Origin of the sequence: Exiguobacterium sp. s143 (assembly GCF_018618895.1) — a bacterium.
Taxonomy (GTDB): Bacteria; Bacillota; Bacilli; order Exiguobacteriales; family Exiguobacteriaceae; genus Exiguobacterium_A; species Exiguobacterium_A abrahamii.
In genome coordinates, this window is the sequence record NZ_JACSMX010000001.1 from 562,269 (window position 1) to 582,988 (window position 20,720).

Annotated in this window: 25 protein-coding genes; 1 reads left to right on the forward strand and 24 read right to left on the reverse strand. The window is 48.2% G+C overall.

The annotated features are described in order from the left end of the window. Nucleotides 1-125 precede the first annotated feature (125 nt). Nucleotides 126-1,013 (forward strand): YitT family protein, encoded by an 888-nt coding sequence (locus KNQ03_RS03210; RefSeq protein ID WP_064299676.1) that lies wholly within the window; start codon nucleotides 126-128, stop codon nucleotides 1,011-1,013. A 42-nt stretch (nucleotides 1,014-1,055) separates the two neighbouring features. On the opposite strand, the gene KNQ03_RS03215 is transcribed toward KNQ03_RS03210, so the two are convergent. The 24 genes from KNQ03_RS03215 to cmk form a co-directional block, all read right to left on the reverse strand. Then, on the reverse strand, nucleotides 1,056-1,736 hold the full coding sequence (locus KNQ03_RS03215) for a zinc metallopeptidase (RefSeq protein WP_023468628.1): 681 nt from the start codon (nucleotides 1,734-1,736) through the stop codon (nucleotides 1,056-1,058). A 45-nt stretch (nucleotides 1,737-1,781) separates the two neighbouring features. Beyond that, on the reverse strand, nucleotides 1,782-2,384 hold the full coding sequence (locus KNQ03_RS03220; protein ID WP_064299675.1) for a DUF1405 domain-containing protein: 603 nt from the start codon (nucleotides 2,382-2,384) through the stop codon (nucleotides 1,782-1,784). Between the two features lie 54 nt (nucleotides 2,385-2,438). Next, nucleotides 2,439-3,230 (reverse strand): menaquinol-cytochrome c reductase cytochrome b/c subunit, encoded by a 792-nt coding sequence (locus tag KNQ03_RS03225; protein WP_058704896.1) that lies wholly within the window; start codon nucleotides 3,228-3,230, stop codon nucleotides 2,439-2,441. 40 nt (nucleotides 3,231-3,270) lie between these two features. Beyond that, nucleotides 3,271-3,942 carry a menaquinol-cytochrome c reductase cytochrome b subunit gene (qcrB, locus tag KNQ03_RS03230; RefSeq protein ID WP_012370658.1) on the reverse strand — a complete coding sequence of 224 codons (672 nt, stop codon included), beginning with the start codon at nucleotides 3,940-3,942 and terminating at the stop codon, nucleotides 3,271-3,273. Nucleotides 3,943-3,945: 3 nt separating this feature from the next. Beyond that, nucleotides 3,946-4,452 (reverse strand): ubiquinol-cytochrome c reductase iron-sulfur subunit, encoded by a 507-nt coding sequence (locus tag KNQ03_RS03235; RefSeq protein WP_023468631.1) that lies wholly within the window; start codon nucleotides 4,450-4,452, stop codon nucleotides 3,946-3,948. A gap of 104 nt (nucleotides 4,453-4,556) precedes the next feature. After that, complete coding sequence (locus KNQ03_RS03240) at nucleotides 4,557-4,997, reverse strand: DUF2487 family protein (RefSeq protein ID WP_023468632.1); 441 nt, start codon at nucleotides 4,995-4,997, stop codon at nucleotides 4,557-4,559. Nucleotides 4,998-5,178: 181 nt separating this feature from the next. Continuing rightward, nucleotides 5,179-5,709 carry a ReoY family proteolytic degradation factor gene (locus KNQ03_RS03245; protein WP_214723550.1) on the reverse strand — a complete coding sequence of 177 codons (531 nt, stop codon included), beginning with the start codon at nucleotides 5,707-5,709 and terminating at the stop codon, nucleotides 5,179-5,181. 28 nt (nucleotides 5,710-5,737) lie between these two features. Next, the gene (locus KNQ03_RS03250) at nucleotides 5,738-7,000 is read right to left on the reverse strand and encodes a tetratricopeptide repeat protein (protein WP_214723552.1); all 1,263 of its coding nucleotides are present in this window, start codon (nucleotides 6,998-7,000) and stop codon (nucleotides 5,738-5,740) included. Nucleotides 7,001-7,035: 35 nt separating this feature from the next. After that, nucleotides 7,036-8,292: a 3-phosphoshikimate 1-carboxyvinyltransferase gene (gene aroA / locus KNQ03_RS03255; RefSeq protein ID WP_214723554.1), complete on the reverse strand. Its 1,257-nt coding sequence runs from the start codon at nucleotides 8,290-8,292 to the stop codon at nucleotides 7,036-7,038. Beyond that, nucleotides 8,283-9,344, reverse strand: a complete 1,062-nt coding sequence (gene aroB / locus KNQ03_RS03260; protein WP_214723556.1) for a 3-dehydroquinate synthase — start codon at nucleotides 9,342-9,344, stop codon at nucleotides 8,283-8,285. Before aroB ends, aroA begins: the two co-directional genes overlap by 10 nt. Further along, nucleotides 9,341-10,495 (reverse strand): chorismate synthase, encoded by a 1,155-nt coding sequence (gene aroC, locus KNQ03_RS03265; protein ID WP_214723558.1) that lies wholly within the window; start codon nucleotides 10,493-10,495, stop codon nucleotides 9,341-9,343. Before aroC ends, aroB begins: the two co-directional genes overlap by 4 nt. A 19-nt stretch (nucleotides 10,496-10,514) precedes the next feature. Continuing rightward, nucleotides 10,515-11,291, reverse strand: coding sequence for a CheR family methyltransferase (locus KNQ03_RS03270; protein WP_023468638.1), 777 nt, complete (start codon nucleotides 11,289-11,291; stop codon nucleotides 10,515-10,517). Between the two features lie 192 nt (nucleotides 11,292-11,483). Then, complete coding sequence (ndk, locus tag KNQ03_RS03275) at nucleotides 11,484-11,900, reverse strand: nucleoside-diphosphate kinase (protein ID WP_058704890.1); 417 nt, start codon at nucleotides 11,898-11,900, stop codon at nucleotides 11,484-11,486. Between the two features lie 93 nt (nucleotides 11,901-11,993). Next, the gene (locus tag KNQ03_RS03280) at nucleotides 11,994-12,956 is read right to left on the reverse strand and encodes a polyprenyl synthetase family protein (RefSeq protein WP_023468640.1); all 963 of its coding nucleotides are present in this window, start codon (nucleotides 12,954-12,956) and stop codon (nucleotides 11,994-11,996) included. A gap of 1 nt (nucleotide 12,957) precedes the next feature. After that, nucleotides 12,958-13,665 carry a demethylmenaquinone methyltransferase gene (locus KNQ03_RS03285; RefSeq protein ID WP_023468641.1) on the reverse strand — a complete coding sequence of 236 codons (708 nt, stop codon included), beginning with the start codon at nucleotides 13,663-13,665 and terminating at the stop codon, nucleotides 12,958-12,960. Between the two features lie 22 nt (nucleotides 13,666-13,687). Beyond that, on the reverse strand, nucleotides 13,688-14,266 hold the full coding sequence (locus tag KNQ03_RS03290) for a heptaprenyl diphosphate synthase component 1 (protein WP_023468642.1): 579 nt from the start codon (nucleotides 14,264-14,266) through the stop codon (nucleotides 13,688-13,690). Between the two features lie 140 nt (nucleotides 14,267-14,406). After that, nucleotides 14,407-14,679, reverse strand: a complete 273-nt coding sequence (locus KNQ03_RS03295) for an HU family DNA-binding protein (protein WP_012370671.1) — start codon at nucleotides 14,677-14,679, stop codon at nucleotides 14,407-14,409. Nucleotides 14,680-14,764: 85 nt separating this feature from the next. Then, nucleotides 14,765-15,499, reverse strand: a complete 735-nt coding sequence (locus KNQ03_RS03300; RefSeq protein WP_029342012.1) for a hypothetical protein — start codon at nucleotides 15,497-15,499, stop codon at nucleotides 14,765-14,767. Further along, complete coding sequence (locus tag KNQ03_RS03305) at nucleotides 15,496-15,672, reverse strand: DUF2768 domain-containing protein (RefSeq protein ID WP_034786022.1); 177 nt, start codon at nucleotides 15,670-15,672, stop codon at nucleotides 15,496-15,498. The genes KNQ03_RS03300 and KNQ03_RS03305 overlap by 4 nt, the downstream gene beginning before the upstream one ends. Before the next feature lie 39 nt (nucleotides 15,673-15,711). After that, nucleotides 15,712-16,737, reverse strand: a complete 1,026-nt coding sequence (locus tag KNQ03_RS03310; protein WP_058704888.1) for an NAD(P)H-dependent glycerol-3-phosphate dehydrogenase — start codon at nucleotides 16,735-16,737, stop codon at nucleotides 15,712-15,714. Nucleotides 16,738-16,751: 14 nt separating this feature from the next. Then, nucleotides 16,752-18,062 carry a ribosome biogenesis GTPase Der gene (gene der / locus KNQ03_RS03315; RefSeq protein ID WP_029342014.1) on the reverse strand — a complete coding sequence of 437 codons (1,311 nt, stop codon included), beginning with the start codon at nucleotides 18,060-18,062 and terminating at the stop codon, nucleotides 16,752-16,754. Nucleotides 18,063-18,185: 123 nt separating this feature from the next. After that, nucleotides 18,186-19,319, reverse strand: a complete 1,134-nt coding sequence (gene rpsA / locus KNQ03_RS03320; RefSeq protein WP_050677442.1) for a 30S ribosomal protein S1 — start codon at nucleotides 19,317-19,319, stop codon at nucleotides 18,186-18,188. A 102-nt stretch (nucleotides 19,320-19,421) separates the two neighbouring features. Then, nucleotides 19,422-20,021, reverse strand: a complete 600-nt coding sequence (locus tag KNQ03_RS03325; RefSeq protein WP_214723560.1) for a lysophospholipid acyltransferase family protein — start codon at nucleotides 20,019-20,021, stop codon at nucleotides 19,422-19,424. Further along, nucleotides 20,018-20,692, reverse strand: a complete 675-nt coding sequence (gene cmk, locus KNQ03_RS03330) for a (d)CMP kinase (RefSeq protein WP_214723562.1) — start codon at nucleotides 20,690-20,692, stop codon at nucleotides 20,018-20,020. Before cmk ends, KNQ03_RS03325 begins: the two co-directional genes overlap by 4 nt. Nucleotides 20,693-20,720 lie beyond the last annotated feature (28 nt).

A 20,720-nucleotide genomic window follows, 5' to 3' on the forward strand; every position in this document is an offset into this window, starting at 1 on the left:
AGCAATATCAATCGGAATGACCATACTGATCACTTTTCGACTGATTTTCATAGGAAAAGCTAGTCTTTTTCCGACCGTGCCGTTACCCTAGAGAAAGAGTCTTGATTTGAAAGGAGCATACGGAAATGGCACCTCCATTCCAATTTCCGATTCGGATCCAGAACATTTTCTGGATTTTGATCGGATCATTCATCTTTGCTTTTGGTATTTATCATTTTAACGTTCAAAATGAGTTAGCAGAAGGCGGTTTTACTGGGATTACCTTGATCTTAAAAGGACTGTTCGGATGGTCTCCATCGATCACGAACTTAGTATTGAATGTCCCACTTTTTTTCGTCAGTTATAAAATTCTTGGTCGGACGACCTTCGTCTACACATTGGTCGGTACATTCAGTTTTTCCTTCTGGTATGGATTAATTGCCAAATATTCACCACTCGTCATCGACCTGCGCGACGATATGGTGCTTGCTGCGCTTTTTGCCGGTGTCTTCATCGGCGTTGGTCTTGGTATCATCTTCAACAATGGTGGTACGACAGGTGGCGTCGATATCATCGCGCGTTTGACGAAACGCTACTTCGGTTGGTCGATCGGTCGAACTTTCTTGATTTTCGATTTCTTCGTCATCGTCGCATCCTTGACGTATCTCGACTACAAACAAGCGATGTATACGTTACTTGCCGTTTACGTCGGCGCCCGCGTCATCGATTGGATGCAGGAGGGCACTTATGCTGGTAAAGCAGCGATGATCATCAGTGATCACCGGACGGAAATCGCCGACGGTATTCATGCGACGATGAATCGTGGCACGACCCGTCTGATCGCAAAAGGCGGTTACTCCGGACGGGATCTCGAAGTACTGTACGTCGTCGTCGCTCGCAATGAGATCAATCGCTTGAAGACGCTCGTTAAAAGTGTCGACCAGCACGCCTTCATCACGTTGCATGACGTCTATGAAGTAACAGGAGAAGGTTTCACGTTCGACGAAAATCGGGTCCCAATCAAAGAAACGTAAAAAAACACGGATCGCTCAAACGAGCAATCCGTGTTTTTCGTTTTAGTCATCACTTGACGGGTTGAAGACGAGCAGTGCGAGACGAAGGAACTCGGCAACAGCAACGAGTGTTGCTGCCACGTACGTCCAAGCCGCTGCGTTCAAGACACGACGTGAACCACGTTCTTCTTCGGCATCAATGATGCCATGCTCCGTCAACTGCGCCATCGCTCGATTTGAGGCATCAAACTCGACCGGTAACGTGACGAGTTGGAAGATGACGGCACCAAGCATCAAGACGACACCAAGCATCGCAAGACCACTAAATCCAGCGAACAGACCGATCAACAACAGTGGAAACGATAAGTTCGATGTGATCGACGCGACAGGTGCGATCCGGTGACGGACACGCATCATGTTGTAATCCGTCGCATCTTGAATGACGTGACCGATTTCGTGCGCTGCGATCGAAACGGCTGAGACCGTCGAACCGTAATAGACGTCTTCCGACAAACGAACGACTTTGTTCGTCGGGTCATAATGATCGGACATCGTTCCACCGATCGGCTCGAGACGGACGTTCGTGATCCCGTTCTGCTTCATGATGAAGTCTGCGACCTGCGCTCCCGTCACCCCACTCTGAATCGGAACATCTTGATATTTTTTATAGGTGCTCCGCACCCGCATCTGAGCCCAGATCGGGACGATGATGATGATCGCGAGATAGATCAAATAGTTTGCCACGAGACATCGTTCCTTTCTTTTTTTGATTATAGGTCTATTTTATGTTCAAGTGATCTTATTGTCAATTGAATCGCGCGCGACAAGCAGATATCCCATCAAAAGACATAATCCGGTCAACCAGAAGGAGCCGTAGCCGATCCACTGGATATGCTCCGCAAGCGCTGGGTAACGCGGCCATTGTCCGAGGACGTAATCGACGACATCGTTGTGAATGACCCAGATGGCGACGAGGACAAGCTCCTTGACGCGAAACGTCATCAGCGGACTGTATAATAACGCCTGGAACGCCATCGCTCCGTGCGACACCATCAACATCAGTGCCATTGCTGTTAAGATTGGATCCTCCGTTCCGAGTTGATTCAACATCAACGCATTCATGACGACTGCCCAGACCCCATATTTGATCAATGTCACGAACGCGAGCGCTTCAAATAGGCGGGAACGTCGTCCGAAAATCCAGAGAAAGACGATGATCGTAAAGAACAGGGATGCTGTCGGGCTATCCGGAATAAATGGGTAGTAATACCACTTCGATGTCGCAAGTTGTGGTTCATACCAGTAGTAACCGTATAATGTGCCTGCTAAGTTGATCAACCCGACAATCCAGAGTACGGCTTTATGTCGGAGTAATGTCAAAATACCTTGCAATCGTTTCACCTCATCATCGACAAAAGCCGGAGGATTGCTCCCCCGGCTTTTGGCTTATTTATTGTTTTCGCCGCCTTCACCGTATGAAGCGATGAATTTCGCGAGTTCTTTACGATCCGCATCTGATCCTTTGTACTGACCAGCAGGCATCGAACCGATCCCTTTATCTGCGATTTCATAAATCTCTTCTTCTGTCTTCTTCGTACCGACGAGTGCCGGAGCTGCTGCTCCACCCTCGAGGTTTTTACCATGACAGTTGACACATGACTGGTTCGAATAAATTTCGTATCCTTTTGCCGCTGTATCAATTTCTGGTCCTTCGTTCATCGTCAACTCACCTTGTTTATGGATTGTATCCCAGTGAGTCGTTTGAACAGATTCCCAAGTCAAGAAGACGATCGAGACGACTGCGAGGAGCATCATGCTGACTGCGATCGGACGTTTCGCAGGACGACGTTCAAGACCTTGGTCGAGCCATGGCGCGACGAGAAGTGCTGTGAACGCAAGACCTGGGAGAATGACCGTTCCCATCAAGATATATGGACCTGCAGCGAATTGGTATTTCAAGAGCTGATAGAGGAATAGGAAGTACCAGTCCGGAAGTGGAATGTACGACGTATTCGTCGGATCGGCAATGTTTTGAAGTGGTGCTGCTTCTACGATTGTCAGTGTCATGAAGCCGATCAAGAAGACCGCTCCAACCATCCATTCGCGAAGTAAGAAGTTTGGCCAGAACGCTTCCGTTCGACCTGGATATTCCGAGTAGTCTTTCGACTTGTTCGGCATCCGGTTGTTGATCGACACCCGTGAATCGGTGACGAATTTCATTCCTTTACCACGATGCATCGTGTTCTCCCCCTTTTTTGTTGTCTAGATGATAGTCGGTTTAAAGTGGTCCAGAGATCCCTTGTTTACGGATCATCATGAAGTGGGCCCCGAGCAAGACGAACAATGCTGCAGGAAGGAAGAAGACGTGAATCGCAAAGAATCGAGCGATTGTACTTGCGCCGACGATTTCTCCACCCGCAAGGAGGGTCTTCGCGATACCACCGATGACCGGAATACTTTCAGCAATCTGAATCGTAACTTTTGTCGCGAACAACGCTTTCATGTCCCAAGGCAATAGGTATCCTGTCAGACCGAGAGCTAAGACGACGAAGAACAAGAGAACTCCGACGACCCAGTTCAATTCACGTGGTTTCTTGTATGAACCAGTGAAGAAGACACGTAATGTATGTAGGAACAACATTACGATAACGACCGACGCACCCCAGTGGTGCATACCACGAACGATTTGTCCGTGTGCGACTTCATTTTGAAGATAGTAGACGGACGCGTGTGCGTTGATGATGTCCGGTACATAATACATCGTCAAGAACATCCCCGAAAGAATCTGGATGACGATCGTAAAGAACGTCAATCCGCCAAAACAATAAACGAAAGCTGAAAAGTTATGTGCCGGGTTGACGTGCTCCGGTACTTCATGGTCGGCGATATCTCGCCAGAGCGGCGTAATGTCAACGCGCTCATCGATCCAATCATAGATTTTTTGCATCATCGCTTACGCACCTCTTTCGACTGGTTTACCAAGGTAGAGGAAACCATCTTTCTGCTGCATTTCATAACCATCGAGTGGTTTCGTCGGAGGCGTTCCTGGAACGTTGACGCCATCCTTCGTGTACCGACCGAAGTGACATGGGCAATAGAATTGCTCCGGGTGCGTCGGATCTGAACCGAAGCTGACTTGGCAACCTAAGTGTTTACAAATTGGTGAGAGGGCTAAAATTTCTCCCTTATCATCTTTGAACACCCAAGCTGACAACGTTTCTTCGAACTCATACCATGCATCTTGCGTTTGTTTCTTGAAGTCGACCCGTTTTGGTTCTGTCGTGATATCCGACAACTTCATTACTTTTACTTTATCGCCTGCTCCTGATTTCTTCAGGACTGGATCAACTGCGAAGTTGACCATCGGCATGACCATCGTCGCCGCCATGAAACCGCCGACGCCTGTCAATGTATACGTCAAGAACTGACGACGTGTTACGTTAGACCCGTTTTGAGCCATCTCGATCCCCCCTTGTGATGTACGCTGTGCCCCAAGACGACAGTACTTCACACAAATTTCTCACATGGTAATAGTATCTTAATAAAATCATTGCGTCAACCGCTTCATAGCGCGGTCCAACGGTTTCCTAACTGTTCGAGAACTTGTCCTACAAAATTCCCGACCATCTGACCTTGTTGGTCACGACTCATCGTCTCAAGAGCTAGACGTGGCACGTAGATAATCTCTTCAGCGGCAGTCTCCTTCCACCTTAAATCAGCAGTGATGAAGGTGATGAAACGGAATTGCCCGGAAGCAGCCGCTTGACGCCATCCTTCCAACTGTTCGATCGACGGTGCATCGATATAGGTCAGAGCAGGAACGAGCAACGCCCGTCCGGATAGCTGGCGTTCGACTTCGGACGCCACCGTCAATGTCATGTCTGCGCATTCCGCGTAAGCATGCATCGCCTCATCGAAACCGACCGGAAGCAAAGGCACGATCAGCGTATCGATGTACGCTTGCTCGCTTCGTGTCCGCTGTACGTCGGATGGTTTGAAACGCAAGTCATTTCCCCCTTTCTTCGTACTTACAATTCGTCACATTTAATGTATCATATCCGCATTTCCTCCTACTCTCTTAATGTGAACGTTTTATGAAATTCCACTCTATTTTTCTTCATATTTTGCACAAATCTTCACATACGAAAGGACCCTACTACCTCTGCTGGGCAATAGAGTCCTTCTGTTAAGGAAGTTGACTTCGAACGAGCCGTAACTGTTCGGAAAGAGAGTGGAATCGATGTTGATCGCGTGCATCCAGCGCTTCATCAATCAAGCGGACTAAACGTTCTTCTTCCTGCCGATTGACCGTGACCGCGATGAAATGTGTCGCTTCATCTGCTAAGCGCGGTTCAACAGCAACTTCTGGGCGAAACGGATTTTCTTCTAGTAAAGACAAATACTCGTCATCCATCATCATACCTTGGAAGTTCAACTCGATATAGACATCTTCCGAGGTCAGGCGGATGTCATGATACGCTTTTTCTGGATCTAACGTCGTGACATCCCCTTTTTTGAAGAGAAACGGTTCCGCATCGAATCCGTATGTCGTCATGATGATTGCCTTCGGAGCGAAGGTCGCATTTTGGACGAAGTGTACTTGCTCGAGTTTTGCCTCATTACGCAGCCAATAATCGATGATCCATTTCGCTTCCCGTCGCTTTAACGTGTAATAGGTCAAGATGCGGCGTAAGAATCGCTGCTTTCTCTCTATCATCTCAATCCTACTCCCTTCTCCCGTGAAGTCATCCATCCATTCGTTCAACATAGTCGACGAGTTCGTTATCTTCTGGTGTCAACTTAGCAGCGCGGCGGAGAAGACGTTGTCCCTCTTCACGCCGTCCTTCCTCGACGAGTGCGAATCCATACTCTTTCAAGAAGAGCGCATCTTCCGTGAATGCACCTTCGACTATCGCATAATTCTCCATCGCTTGTGTGTATTCCTCTAAGGCATACAAAGCGCGTGCCCGGTACCATGTTAGAATCGGAGCCGTGACGTGTTCTTCAATGGCAGAGATCGTCTCGATCATCGCTTCGTGGTCCTCGTCTTCAGCAAGTAACGACAGCAAACGTTCCGCTGCGACTATCGATTCCGGATTCAAGGCAAGCGCCTCACGTAGCGCTTGGACGCTTCCAGCGCGATCGCCGAGTTTTAGAAGGAACAAGGCTTCCATCGTCCGCAACTCATCATTGTAATCGTCGCGCTCCATTCCTTGTTTGATGACGTTCAGTGCTTCTTTTGTCAAACCAAGTTCGGCTTGGCTTTCCGCATATGGTACGTACGCCGACGTATAGTCAGGATCCTGTGCAATCAATTGCTGGAATGTCTCGACCGCTTTTTGATGTTGACCGACACGGTGAGCCGTCATCGCAAGACCAAACAGCGTATGCAGGTCGGAACGTTCTGCGACAGCACGTTCGTACAGTGGAATCGCATCTTCAAATTGTCCTGTCATCGCGAGTGATTCCGCGTAAAGGGCATCGAGCGGCAATTCAGCACGTAACTCTGGTCGCTCCGCGATTTCGGCGAATAACGGTACCGCCTGATCAAACGCACCAAGCGTCATGTAGAGCTCAGCCAAACCGTATGCTAGTAACGGTTCGTCCGGTGCAAGGTTACGCGCTTCCTTCAGCTTCGCTAACGCTACTTCGTCAAGACCTTGCGACTGATAGAGGTCAGCGAGTAATACGAGAGAACGTGGACCATATTCCGTGTCCATTGTGTCGACCTGTTCGAGGACGGAGATCGCTTCTTCTTCGCGATCCAAATCGATATAACATTCTGCTAGTAACAAGGCTACTCCCGCGTTACCCGCATATTCGACGTAAAGCGGCGCCAAGAGATCGACCGCTCGGTCAGACAAACCGAGTTCGATATAGAGATCGGCAACAGCGAGGCGGTCCTCATCCGTTCCTGTCTTTTCGAGTTTTTCTAATGCTGCTAACGCTTCTGAGGTGTGACCATGTTCTAATTCTTCGATGATGCCATTCAATAGTTGTTCATTCAAGGCAAACGCCCCACTTTCTGTCATCCGCCTATTGCTTACTCAGATTGGTCGGATTGAAGTTTCTTTAAATCATCATAGAACGTTGGGTAGCTGACTTCAACTACTTCGCGTCCATGAACCATAATTTCTGGATTGATCGTCGCCGCGATCGTCAACATCATCGCGAGCCGGTGATCACCTGCACTGTCGACTTCCGCTGCTTGCAGAGGTGTCGGTCCTTCGATGATCATGCCGTCATCCGTTGCCTCGATGTTCGCTCCAAGACGCTGTAATGCCGTCACGACGGTCTCGATCCGATCCGTTTCCTTGACACGAAGCTCTTGTGCATCACGAATGATTGTTCGTCCTTCAGCTTGCGTCGCAAGCAAAGCGAGTAACGGAATCTCATCAATCAAGGATGGAATCTGATCACCTTCGACCGTGATTGCTTGTAACGATGTCGTCTCGACGGTCACATCTGCCGTCTCCTCTCCACCGTCTTCTGAACGATGATTGATTTCGACACTTGCACCCATCTGGCGTAATGTCTGTAAAAAACCAATCCGTGTCGGATTCATCAAGACGTGGGTCGTCGTGATGCGACTATCCTGCCCGATTGCTGCTGCCGTCCACCAAAACGCTGCTGACGATGGATCGCCTGGAATGTCGAGTGACGTTGCTTGTAAGCGTACAGGACCTTGAACACGAATGTGCCGACCATCCTCACGTTCATCGATCGCTACGTCAACACCGAACTGCGGCAACATCCGTTCCGTATGGTCGCGTGACAGGATCGGCTCGATGACTGTCGTCTCACCCGTCGCATGCAGACCTGCGAGCAACACGGCACTTTTCACTTGTGCACTTGCGACTGGCAACGTATACGTCGTTCCGACAAGCGGCGTTCCTGTGATGTGAAGCGGCGCCGTCTCACCTGTGATGTTCGCTCCGAATAAGGCAAGCGGTTCCGTGATCCGTTTCATCGGACGTCTACGCAAGGAAGCGTCGCCATCGAGTGCATACGTCGCTTGACCGCCTGCTAGGATACCGCTCAAGAGACGAATCGTCGTCCCCGAGTTTCCGCAATCGATCGTTGCTTCTTGGAATGTATCCGTTCCGGTGATCCGAATTTCCTCTGGTGTTCGATCGATCTGTGCACCGAGCGCCTGCATCGCTTCTAGTGAAGCAAGACAATCGGCCCCTTCAAGTGCGTTTCTGACACGTGTCGTTCCCTCGGCGATTCCGCCGAACAGGAAAGCACGGTGCGTCATTGATTTATCGCCAGGTACTTGTACTGTTCCTCTTAAGCCCATTCTAGACACCTCACTGTTTGATTGAATGCTTGACGCAATCGTTCTTCGCTGATCGCTTCTAAAATGAAGCGCCCTTCTTTTTCAAGTACGAATCGAATCGTTGCTTGGTGGTTCTTCTTGTCGCGACGCATCAGTTCAAGGTATGTCTTAAACGATTGTCGATCCGGTAATTCCGTTCCAAGACGATGGAGCAATTGCCCAAGCTGCTTCGCCTGTTCGTCATTTCCTTCCAAGAACTTGACGAAGACGAGTCCGATCCCTACTGCCTCGCCATGCGCAAGACCAGGACTCGCATATTCAACGGCATGACCGAATGTATGTCCATAGTTCAAAAAGGCACGCATCCCTTGCTCCGTCTCATCTTGTTCGACGATATCCCGTTTCACATTGATCCCCCGTGCGAGCCAGTCTTCCAAATCGAGTCCTTTGACAGCATCCAGCGAAATATCGAGTAACGAATCCGCAAATGATGGTCGCGCAAGGAACCCATGCTTGACTAACTCAAAGAAGCCACTTCGCCATTCCCGGTCTGGTAATGTCTGAAGGAGCGTTAAATCATACACGACACCACTTGGCTGATAAAATGCACCGACTAAGTTTTTACCGAGGGAGAGGTTAAGACCAACCTTTCCACCAACACTTGAATCGTGCGCTAACAGTGTCGTCGGAATTTGAATGAACGGGATGCCGCGCAAAAAGGTTGCCGCGACGAATCCCGCTAAATCACCAATCATTCCACCGCCAAACGCAAGGATCAGGCTATGACGTGTCATCCCATACCGAACCCCTTCTTCGAGTAGAGCGCCATAAACGGCAAGCGACTTACTGTGCTCCCCAGGCGCAACAGTGCTGATATGAACGTCGATCGACGGCGATGCATCCGCTAACGCATCCTGCAATCGATCCATCTGCAAGTGATGTACCGTTTCATCCGTGATGACCCAGATGCGGTCCGCCTCGTTCAGCGCTGAAAGATGCGATAACCGGGCTAATGCCCCATTTCCGATAAGTACTGGATATGACGTGTTCAACCGGATATCAAATTCGATCAAAACGTCCGAACCTCCTCTTTATAAGCGGCGACGGCAGCCTGAAGACGATCGAGTGTCGATGTCCCGAACATTTCAAGGATAGCGACCGCAATCTCAAATGCGACGACGGCTTCTAGAACAACCGATGCGGCTGGAACGGCACAGGCATCACTTCGCTCGATTTGTGCCGTGAATGCTTCCTTCGTCTCGATATCGACTGATTGCAGTGGACGATAGAGCGTCGGAATCGGCTTCATCGCAATTTGGACGCGAATCGGCATGCCTGTCGACATCCCGCCTTCGATTCCGCCTAGATGGTTCGTCCGCCGATGATAGCCGGATGTATCATGAACGATTTCATCTTGGACGGTACTCCCCTTGCGACGACCAAGTTCATACCCGTCACCAAAACCGACTGATTTCATCGCATTGACGCTAATGACAGCTTGTGCAATCCGGCTGTCGAGCTTTAGATCGTTTTGGGTGAAGGACCCGACGCCTGGCATCATTCCTGTCACGACGACTTCGATTTCACCGCCGAGTGTATCCCCTTCTTTTTTGGCCGCATCAATTTCCTCCATCATCCGTTGTCCCGCTTGTTCGTCAGCACATCGAACGGGTGAAGCGTCAATCGTTTCCTTATGTTCGACGGGATCCTTCCACGGTGCATCGATGCCACCGATCGACCGTACGTGCGAGAACACTTCAATCCCGAGTTCATTCAGTAATTGTTTAGCGAAGGCGCCGACGGCAACACGTGCTGCCGTCTCACGAGCGGAAGAACGTTCTAGTACATCGCGTAAATCGCGATGACCGTACTTCAATCCACCAACGAGATCCGCATGTCCAGGACGTGGACGCGTCAACGTCCGCGGGCGCTCCAACTGTTCTTCGAGCGGTTCCGCTTGCATGACTTGTGTCCAGTGCGTATGATCCTTATTCTCGATGAACAAACTGATTGGTGATCCCGTCGTATATCCATGACGAATCCCACCACGTGCATCAATTTGATCCTGTTCGATTTGCATGCGTCGTCCGCGTCCGTATCCGCCTTGGCGACGTGTCATTTCACGCTGGATGGCTTCGAAATCAATCGTGAGTCCTGCTGGCATCCCATCGATGATGACGGTCAACCCTTTTCCGTGTGATTCTCCTGCTGTCATGTAACGCATTCGCTTCATCCCTTCCTGTTTAACCGATTTTTTCGTAAAAGAAGCTCTGTTTCATCTTTAATCCAAACCGTTCGGGCTGGAAAATTTGTTCCGTTCCACCAACGAATAGGATTCCGCCTGGCTTTAAGGCCTCGACGAACGAACGATAGACGTGCGCTTTCGCTTCTTCTGTAAAATAAATCAGCACGTTGCGGCAGATGATTAAATCAAACCCTGTATCGTACCGGTCTCCTAACAGATTATGTTTACTGAAACGAACGAGTCGTTTGATTTCTGGAACGACTTCGAACGTTTGCTCTTGCTCGATGAAATATTTCTTTTTACGCGCTTCGACGACTTCATTTAATGCAGAAGCTCCATATCGACCAAGCTTGGCTTTTTCAAGAACGAGTTCATCCAAATCCGTTGCTTGAATCGTAAAGGCGGATGGATCGAGCCGTTCACTTAAAATCATCGCGAGAGAGTATGGTTCTTCTCCGGTCGAACAAGCTGCGCTCCACGTCCGGATTCGTCCATGTGCTCGCGACTCTAGGATCGGTAAAATATCTTGTTCCAATTGTTGCCAACGAATCGGATTACGGAAAAATTCACTGACATTGATCGTCATCCGGTCTAAAAACTCGTCGTATAACGATGTGTCCTTATCCATTGCCTGCATATAAGAAGCAAATGTACTATATCCTTTTTTGTCACGTAACGCCGTCAATCGCCGCTTCATCTGTGCTTCTTTATACTGACCGAGATCAATCCCTGATTTGGTCTTGAATCGTTGAATAAAAAGTTCATAATCTTCCAATTGGCACACCTCGCTCACTCTCGATATCGAATGGTCATTTCCATGACCGGTTCAACTTATTTTCTATAGTAGCATAAAGCTATAGGCATTCCAAAAAGCAATTAGACAATTGGGTCATTCCGTTTTACAAGAACACGACAAAAGGGATTCGATCAAATCGAATCCCTTCCCCGTTGTCTTTCTATTCATGTATTACGCGTTGACTGGTTGTCCTTGAAACCAGAGGGCAAGCTCACGCTCCGCACTCTCGACACTATCCGAACCATGGATGACGTTCTCGCTCATCGTGTTCGCGAAATCACCACGGATCGTTCCAGGTGCTGCTTCAAGTGGTTTTGTTTTCCCAATCATCAAACGCGAGACGGCGACGACGTCTGTACCCTCGACACGAAGTGCAACGACAGGACCCGATGTGAGGAAAGTGACCAACTCTCCAAAGAACGGTTTCTCCGCATGCTCTTCGTAATGTGCTTTTGCTAGCTCTTCTGTGACGTTCATCATTTTCATTTCACGAATGATGAATCCTTTGCGTTCGATCCGTCCAATGATTTCCCCAATCAATCCACGTTCTACGCCATCCGGTTTGACCATCAAAAATGTCTGTTCCATCTCTAGTTCCCCCTATGAAATGCTTTTAGAAAAGCGCTTACATAGTCAGTTTACTGGCTTTTGAGAAGAACAGCAAGAAATTTTTGACAATCTTTATCCTTTTCGTTTTCCAACGTAGCGTGCGACTTCTTCAAGCGATCGTTTAGCAGAAGATTTAGGTAATGGTTCGAGACGTTTGATGGCACGATGGATATAATGATCGACTGTTTGTTGCGTTCGTTCAAGAGCTCCCGAAGTTTGAAGAAACGATAATAAGGGTGCGACTTCTTCATGTGTTGGCATACTCTCGATTTTTGAAAGACGTTCATAAAAGACAGCATCTTCTGCACCATAAAAGACAGGTAACGTTTTGTGTCCATGACGCAAATCCTCTGCTACTGGCTTACCAAGTTCTGTGCGATTCGCTGTGAAATCAAGCAAATCGTCAGCAATTTGAAAAGCAAGTCCGATATCTCGTCCAAACAACCGTAACGCTTTCGTATCGGCTGCAGAACAGTTCGCAACAATTGCACCCAGGTGACAACTCGCTTCGATGAGAATAGCTGTTTTTCGTTCAATCCGTTTGATGTAGCGTTTAATTGACTGTTCCCAATCATATTGGTCATAGATTTGTTCAATCTCACCTTCGCAAATTTCACGCATCGTATGGACCATCACCTGGACAAGTTCCGGCTTTCCAACTTCACCAATCAATCGAATCGCCTCACCGAACAGATAATTCCCGGAATACAGCGCTACTTCTTCATCAAAGTATTGCATGACAGTCGGTTTCCCTCGTCGTAGTTCCGCGTCATCAATGACATCGTCATGAACGAGTGATGCCATATGGACGAGCTCAAGACTGGCCGCCACACGAATCAGCTCATCCCGATCTGCTTCACCGAATTTAGACGCTAACAATACGAATGCCGGCCGAATCCGTTTTCCACCAGCCTTCAACAGTTGCTTTCCAGCCGCATCGATCGTTGGTTCCTCAGAAGCGATATGACTGATCAGAAAACGATCGACTAAATTAACTTCCTTCGTGACATCACGGTATATGGAATGCAGTGACATCTCACCACTTCTTCCCAAGGTGCATCGCAGCAGCCCCACCCGCGAATGCCTTGACTTCCACTTGCATGAAGCCTGCCTGTTCGAAGAGTTGTTTCAGTTCGACGCGGTCGAGGAACACTTCCGTCGATTCTTGTAGCCAGTTGTATTGATCGTATGATTTCGCAAGCAATCGCCCGACTTGTGGCATGATTTTTCCGAAATACAATGAATATGCTTCGCGGAAAATCGGTGCCGTCGGTTGACTCGTCTCGAGACAGACGACCGTTCCACCTGGTTTTAAGACACGATGCATCTCTTTGATGACCTGTAGATAATCCGGTACGTTTCGTAGACCAAAACCAATCGTCACATAATCGAACGAGTTATCACCGAACGGTAGATCCATCGCATTTCCGTGAATCAATTCGATGTTTTTCATATCGAGCGCTTCTACCTTCTCCACGCCGACTCTTAGCATGTTTTCTGAAAAATCAAGTCCTTTGATGACACCTGTCGGACCGGCTGCTTTCGCTAGTTGAATCGTCCAGTCCGCTGTCCCACAACAAAGATCGAGACATTTAGCGCCCGGGAAGACTTGCATCCGGCGCATCGTCTCGCGTCTCCATAGTTTATGCAGTCGGAAGCTGATTACTGAATTCATTTGATCATAGTTCGTTGATATCGATTGAAACACTTCATATACTTTTTTTTCTTTATCTTTTGCCTGCACACCGCTCACCCTTTCCAAGATCTCATGCTACCGCCATCTGCTCGAGATGCGATAACAGTAATTTCTGTGCGACCAGATCCAATTGTTCTGCCTGTTGTTGAATGATCTGCCGCCCCTGTCGTGTCAGCCATTCTCGTTTCGTGATTGCCGCGAGTCCTTGCATTAATCCGAACTCTGCTGTTAACCATAAGAGAACCCGTTCTTCCGTCGATGCATAATTCATTTCGTGAAGGGCACACTTTGCCTCGTTGACCCGTTGAATCGTCCGTCCGAGTGAAACGAGAATCTCTTTTGGTAACCCAGCTAGCTGTTCGAAAAAGTAGCTCGAGAATAAATCCCCTGCTAATACAAGCAACTGTCGCTCCTTCGAACCGCGTAGCGTTTCATTAACACGCTCATGCAGACGTAGCGCTACTTGTGCGAAATGAATCGCTTTGACGAGTGCTTCCGTATCCAGCGTGTCATGTTGAGCGACATCAATCAACCAACTGATCTGTTCACGATCGATGGAAGGGAAATCCACATGTCGAGCCAATCGTGTCGTTTGTTTAGTGGTGAGTGCAGTGATGATTTCATCCACGCGCAGCTCATGTTGTTCCATGCTTTTACCCCCCGATCTCCAGTGCCATCTCGTTGATGGACGTTCTTCTTTTTTAATATACCATAATCGGCGGGCTTTCACGCTTCTGAATGTCCACAAAAAAGCCGCCCGAGAAAATCTCGGGCGACTATGTAGCCGGATTACTTCACAGCATCTTTCAATGCTTTACCTGGTTTGAAGGCAGGTACTTTGCTTGCTGGAATCTCGATATCTTCTTTCGTACGTGGGTTGCGACCTTTACGGGCTGCACGCTCACGGACTTCGAAGTTACCAAATCCAATCAATTGGACTTTCTCTCCAGACTGAAGTGTCTCAGTGATCGATTCGAATGTTGATTCAACAACTTTCGTCACGTCTTTTTTTGTAAGACCTGATTTTTCGACGACTGCTTGAATGAGTTCAGTTTTGTTCATTACTTTCACCCCCTCCCAATCACTTCTTCGAGGGTAATCATACCCCATAAACGTTGCTATTACAACATTTTCGTGTAAATAACGTTCAATTTTCAGATTCTTCGCTCGATTCCTCTGAAAACACAGGTTCGCCTTTTTCGTTTATCGTGTAGCTTTGAGAATAGGCAGGAACAAAAGGTTGATCTTCATAGAGCAAATACCGAATATCCTGACCGACTTTCGGCTTTTTCTTCGCAGTTTGAACAGCTTTCTTCAACTCAGGTAAATAGTTGATGAAGAGGCGTCCTTGACCATCGACATAGATCGACAACTTTTCATCTGAATACGGACTTGGGACAGTCGGTTCTTTTTTGATGAATAGTTTTTTATAGTCAAGCGTAAACTGGTTTTTTCCGAACGATCCTTTAAACGGATACTTTTCGTTCTTCTTCCGATACGCATCAATCCGAACTTGGAGCTTCTGTAACTCTTCTGCAACAAGTAAATCCATCAACTTAACAGTCGGTTTCGTGTCGACATCGACTAACAGATAGATGAATGTTCCTCCACCTTCAAAACTGTTCGATGGTGGATCACTCATATAACGCGGAATGAGCCGCCCTAATTCGATTTGATAACGCTCCATGAGCGGAGTATCTGCTTCCATCGTCTTGATGGGCAAAACACCCGTGTCTTTTTGATACGCATCGACAGCATCCTGTACGGTACGCAACTGTTGCGGATACGGTACGCGGTTCGACGGTTTCTGACTGTCTGGAAACAGACAACCCGATAACAACGTCACCGGAATGAGCATGAGGATCACGAACCACTTCTTCATGCGCTTGGCCCCGCCATGACAATGAATACCATGATGATCGACGCAACGATGAAACATACGAATGCCAAAGTCGATACGAGAACCTGCCATATCCCCTTCAACTTCGTCCGACTGACCGTGACCAGCAAGACACTGATCGCAAAGAGTCCAATGCCAGCGAACGAGATCCACATTTTTATTAATCCTGGACTCAAGGTTTCCACCCCACTCCGTTAATCTTTCGTCGTGAAGAGATGCTCGATCTCATTTTTCTGTGGTCGTTGCATCAACTTTTTGACTTCTTCTTCCGGTGTATGACCGTCAAAGAGAACATGGTAGAGGGCGGAAGTGATTGGGAGTTCACACTGTTTCGTCTCCGCCAAATCATATGCCGCTTGAGTCGCGCGAACACCTTCGACGACCATTCCCATGTTTTCTAGCACCGTCTCTAATTTTTCACCGCGACCGATGGCATTCCCCGCACGCCAATTTCGACTATGAACCGATGTACAAGTAACGATCAAGTCACCCATTCCTGTCAATCCAGTGAACGTCATCGGGTTAGCTCCAAGCATCGTACCGAGACGTGCGATTTCGACCATTCCACGCGTAATCAATGCTGCTTTGGCATTGTCCCCGTAACCGAGACCATCCGTCATACCTGCGGCAAGCGCAATGATATTTTTGAGCGCCCCACCGAGCTCAGCTCCAATGATATCCGCATTCAGATAGACGCGGAAGTTTTCATTCGTAAACAGCTCCTGCACACGACCAGCCTCTTCTAAATCATCCGATGCGATGGTCACTGTCGTTGGTTTACGTAACGCGACCTCTTCGGCATGCGATGGACCCGTCAAGACACAAACCGCTTTGCGTTTCGCAGGATCGACCTCTGCTTCGATTAATTCTGACAACCGAAGATGGGTCTTTGGCTCGATTCCTTTTGACGCATGAATCAGAACGACTGGTTCCGTCAACAATTCATTCAATTGTCGGGAAACCGAACGAATCGCAGAGGACGGTGTGACGATCAAGATATGTGTTGCGCCTTCAACCGCCACTTTAAGATCCGTCGTCGCCTTCAATGATTGTGGTAACATGACACCCGGCAAAAATTGCGCGTTTTCATGATGTTCATTGATGCGGTCGACAGTTGTTTGTTCACGACCGTAAAGCATGACTTCCTGATCATTATCGGCTAGGACGAGCGAGAGCGCCGTTCCCCAGCTTCCCGCTCCGATGACAGCGATTTTGGTCATACTGACTCACCCCATTATTGTTTTTGACGAGCTAAAATCCGGATTGGTGTACCTGTAAAATCAAATGCTTCCCGAATCCGATTCTCAAGATATCGTTTATAAGAGAAGTGCAGCAATTCTGGATCATTGACGAACAAGACGAACGTTGGCGGACGTGAGGCGACTTGAGTCGCGTAGTTGATCCGAAGACGAACGCCTTTATCCGTCGGCGCTGGGTTCATCGCGACAGCGTCAACGATGACATCGTTCAAGACGCTTGTCTGAATCCGTTGTGCATGGCTGTGCGCTGCTTGTTGAATGACCGGTAACAACGTCTGCAAACGACGTTTTGTTTTCGCTGAGACGAAGACGATTGGTGCATAGTCAAGGAAACGGAATTCTTCCCGAATCTCTTCTTGCATCTTTTTCATCGTCTTATCATCTTTTTCGACAGCATCCCATTTATTGACGACAATGATGACCGCGCGACCTGCTTCGTGAGCATATCCCGCCACTTTTTTATCTTGCTCGATAATGCCTTCTTCGCCATCAAGCACGACACAGACGACATCTGCCCGTTCGATTGCTTTTTGAGCACGCATGACGCTGAAACGTTCTGTTGATTCATAGACTTTCCCGCGTTTTCGCATCCCGGCCGTATCGATGATGACGTATTCTTGCTCATCTCGCGTAAACGGTGTATCGATCGCATCGCGTGTAGTACCAGCGATGTTTGAAACGATGACACGTTCTTCACCGAGAATCGAGTTCGTCATACTTGATTTCCCGACGTTCGGACGACCAATCAAGGCAAACTTGATCGTGCTTTCGTCATATTCTAATTCTTCTTTATCTGGTGCGAGTTCAAGGACACGGTCGAGTAAGTCACCTAGACCAAGACCATGTGTACCAGAAATCGGGAACAAGTCTCCGAATCCAAGGGAGTAAAATTCATACATTAAATCACGCATTTCAAAGTTATCGACTTTGTTGACAGCTACGACGACTGGTTTGTTCGAACGGAATAACATGTTCGCGACTTCCTCATCCGCTGCTGTGATTCCTTCGCGTCCGTTCACCATGAAAATGATGACATCCGCTTCATCAATGGCGAGCTCCGCCTGATGACGCATCATTTGAAGTAGGGGCTCATCCCCGACTTCGATTCCACCTGTATCAATCAAATGAAAATGACGATTCAGCCATTCTCCAGTTCCGTAAATACGGTCGCGGGTAACGCCTGGCTTGTCTTCTACGATTGAAACCCGATCTCCAATCACCCGGTTAAAAATCGTCGACTTTCCGATATTTGGGCGACCTACGATCGCCACGACTGGAATTGCCATCCCAACACCTTCTTTCTCTTCTCTCGCTTCATAGCCGTTCTATTGTATCAAATCAAACTGTCATATACCATAACAAACCGCATATAAAAAGCGGACACGCTTGTGTCCGCTTTGTGTCATTGCTTATTCTTTCTTATCAGAATCGTCCTCAGTCAAGTCAGCGACCGAGAATCCTTCTGATTGATTCGTATAATCCGAATAATCGTCAGCGGATGATTCTTCCTCTTCAAGGACACGTGTTGATAGCGAAATCTTATGCTCATCAAGACGTACTTCAAGCACCTTCGCCTCGATTTCCTGTCCTTCTTCGAGTACTTCCGAAGGTGAACCGATGTGACGGTTCGCGATTTGCGAAATGTGCAAAAGTCCTTCTACTTGCGGCGCAAGTTCGATGAAAGCACCGAATTGGACGAGACGGCGTACACGTCCTTTGACGATATCGCCAGCTTCGATCTTCCCTTCCATCTGTTGCCATGGACCAGGTTGTGTTTCCTTGATCGATAACTTGACCTTTTCCGTATCACGGTCGACACCAAGTACTTTGACTTCGACTTTTTGACCTTCCGTGACGATATCCGAAGGACGTTCGACACGGTGGTGTGCCATCTCCGAAATATGAACGAGACCGTCAACGCCACCGATATCAACGAAAGCACCAAAGTCCGTTAAACGTTGGACTGTACCTTCGAGGATTTGACCTACTTCTAAATTTTCGAGTGTCTCTTTTTTCTTCGCGTTCAATTCGCCTTCAACGACGGCTTTGTGCGAGAGAATGACACGGTTCTTCTCTTGATCGAGTTCAACGACCTTGACTTCGATCGAACGACCAATGTAATCCGAGAAATCCTCGACATAATGCCGTTCGACGAGTGACGCCGGAATGAATCCGCGGACACCGATATCAACGACGAGTCCACCTTTGACGATGTCTTTGACGACAACTTCAAAGATCTCACCTGATTTATACTTCTCTTCTACTTGCTCCCACGCTTTGAGCGCGTCGATTTCTCGTTTCGAGACGACGACCTCTTCATCCGTGATTTTCTTGACCTTCACTTGTAGTTCATCTCCGACGTTCAGCACGCCGCGAATATCATCGAGATGAAGACTCGATACTTCGCTGATCGGTAAGATGGCTTCTGTTTTATATCCGATATCAATGAGTGCTTGCTTGTCTTCAATTTTCACGACCATTCCGGTAACTACCTGGTCCCGATGAATTTCAAAATCAGGCATATCTTTCATTTCTTCGACCATTCCAAAACAACCTCCTCACGATGAGTACAAGAAACGCCTGACATATGTCAATGCGTTTATCCTGCTTCTAACTTCTTACAATTCTGACTATTTGTCAAGGTATTAAGCGTGATTGAAGTAGACGGATTTGATTTCGTCCATGATTCGGTCAGAAATCGATTTCGCTGCGCCGCGTTGGTCACGTAAATCCGAAATATCAACCGGTTTTCCGATCGCAACGTGCATCCGTTTGAACGGACGGTATGATCCGATGATGGCAATCGGTAAAATCTGCGCATTCGATCGTAAGGCAAAGAACCCGACCCCTGGTTGTGCTGCTGTAAATTCACCTGGCGCAGATCGCGTTCCTTCTGGGAAAATACCGACCGTCTCATCTGAATTCAATAGTTCAATCGTCCGTTTCAAGGCTTGACGATCTCCTTGACCGCGACCGACAGGGTATGTTCCTGCCGCAATCATTAATTGTTTTAAGGCAGGAACTTTGAACAGTTCTTCTTTTGCCATGTAACGTACCGCACGTTTTGGCGGAATCGCACTGACGAGGAAGACCGGGTCCCAGTTCGAACTGTGATTGGCACAGACGAGTAAGGAACCGTCTTTTGGAATGTTCTCCTGCCCCGTTACCTTCACTCGAAAGACTGTTTTGGCAATGACCCAAACGACGAACCGCGCAATCCGGTAAACGGTATCTTGACGTTTCATTTTAAAACACCTTCCGTTAGTTCCATCAAACGGACGACGACATCATCAATCGTCATCTCTGTCGTATCGAGATAAAGCGCATCGTCAGCTTGGCGCAATGGTGAGACTTCACGCTCACTGTCTCGTTTATCACGTAACGCGATCTCTTCTTGAAGAATCGTGATGTCACTGTCCATCCCACGCGCGATATTTTCGCGGTGTCTTCGAGCTGCACGCTCTTCCACAGTTGCCGTCAAAAAGACTTTTAATTCTGCATCCGGCAATACGACTGTGCCGATATCACGTCCATCCATGACGATCCCACCGCGTTCAGCTAATTTCCGCTGTGCCGTGACGAGCGCAGCCCGAACTTCTTTTTGGCGAGCGACGAACGAGACATTATTCGTGATTTCGATCGAGCGAATCGCATCCGTCACTTCGCGATCACCAATAAAGACACGTTGCCCGTTTTCACCTGGTGTTAAACGAATATCAAGCGATTTCATCAATTCGCCGAGCACTTCACCATTGTTGAGGTCAAGCGATTGTTCTAGTGCTGCCAGTGTAACGGCCCGGTACATCGCTCCTGTATCGATATATACATAGTCAAGGCGCGCTGCCAATTGTTTTGCGATCGTACTTTTTCCAGCACCCGCTGGTCCATCTAAAGCGATTTGAATCTTTTTCATCATCCATCCAATCCTTCCATCTTCCCTATGA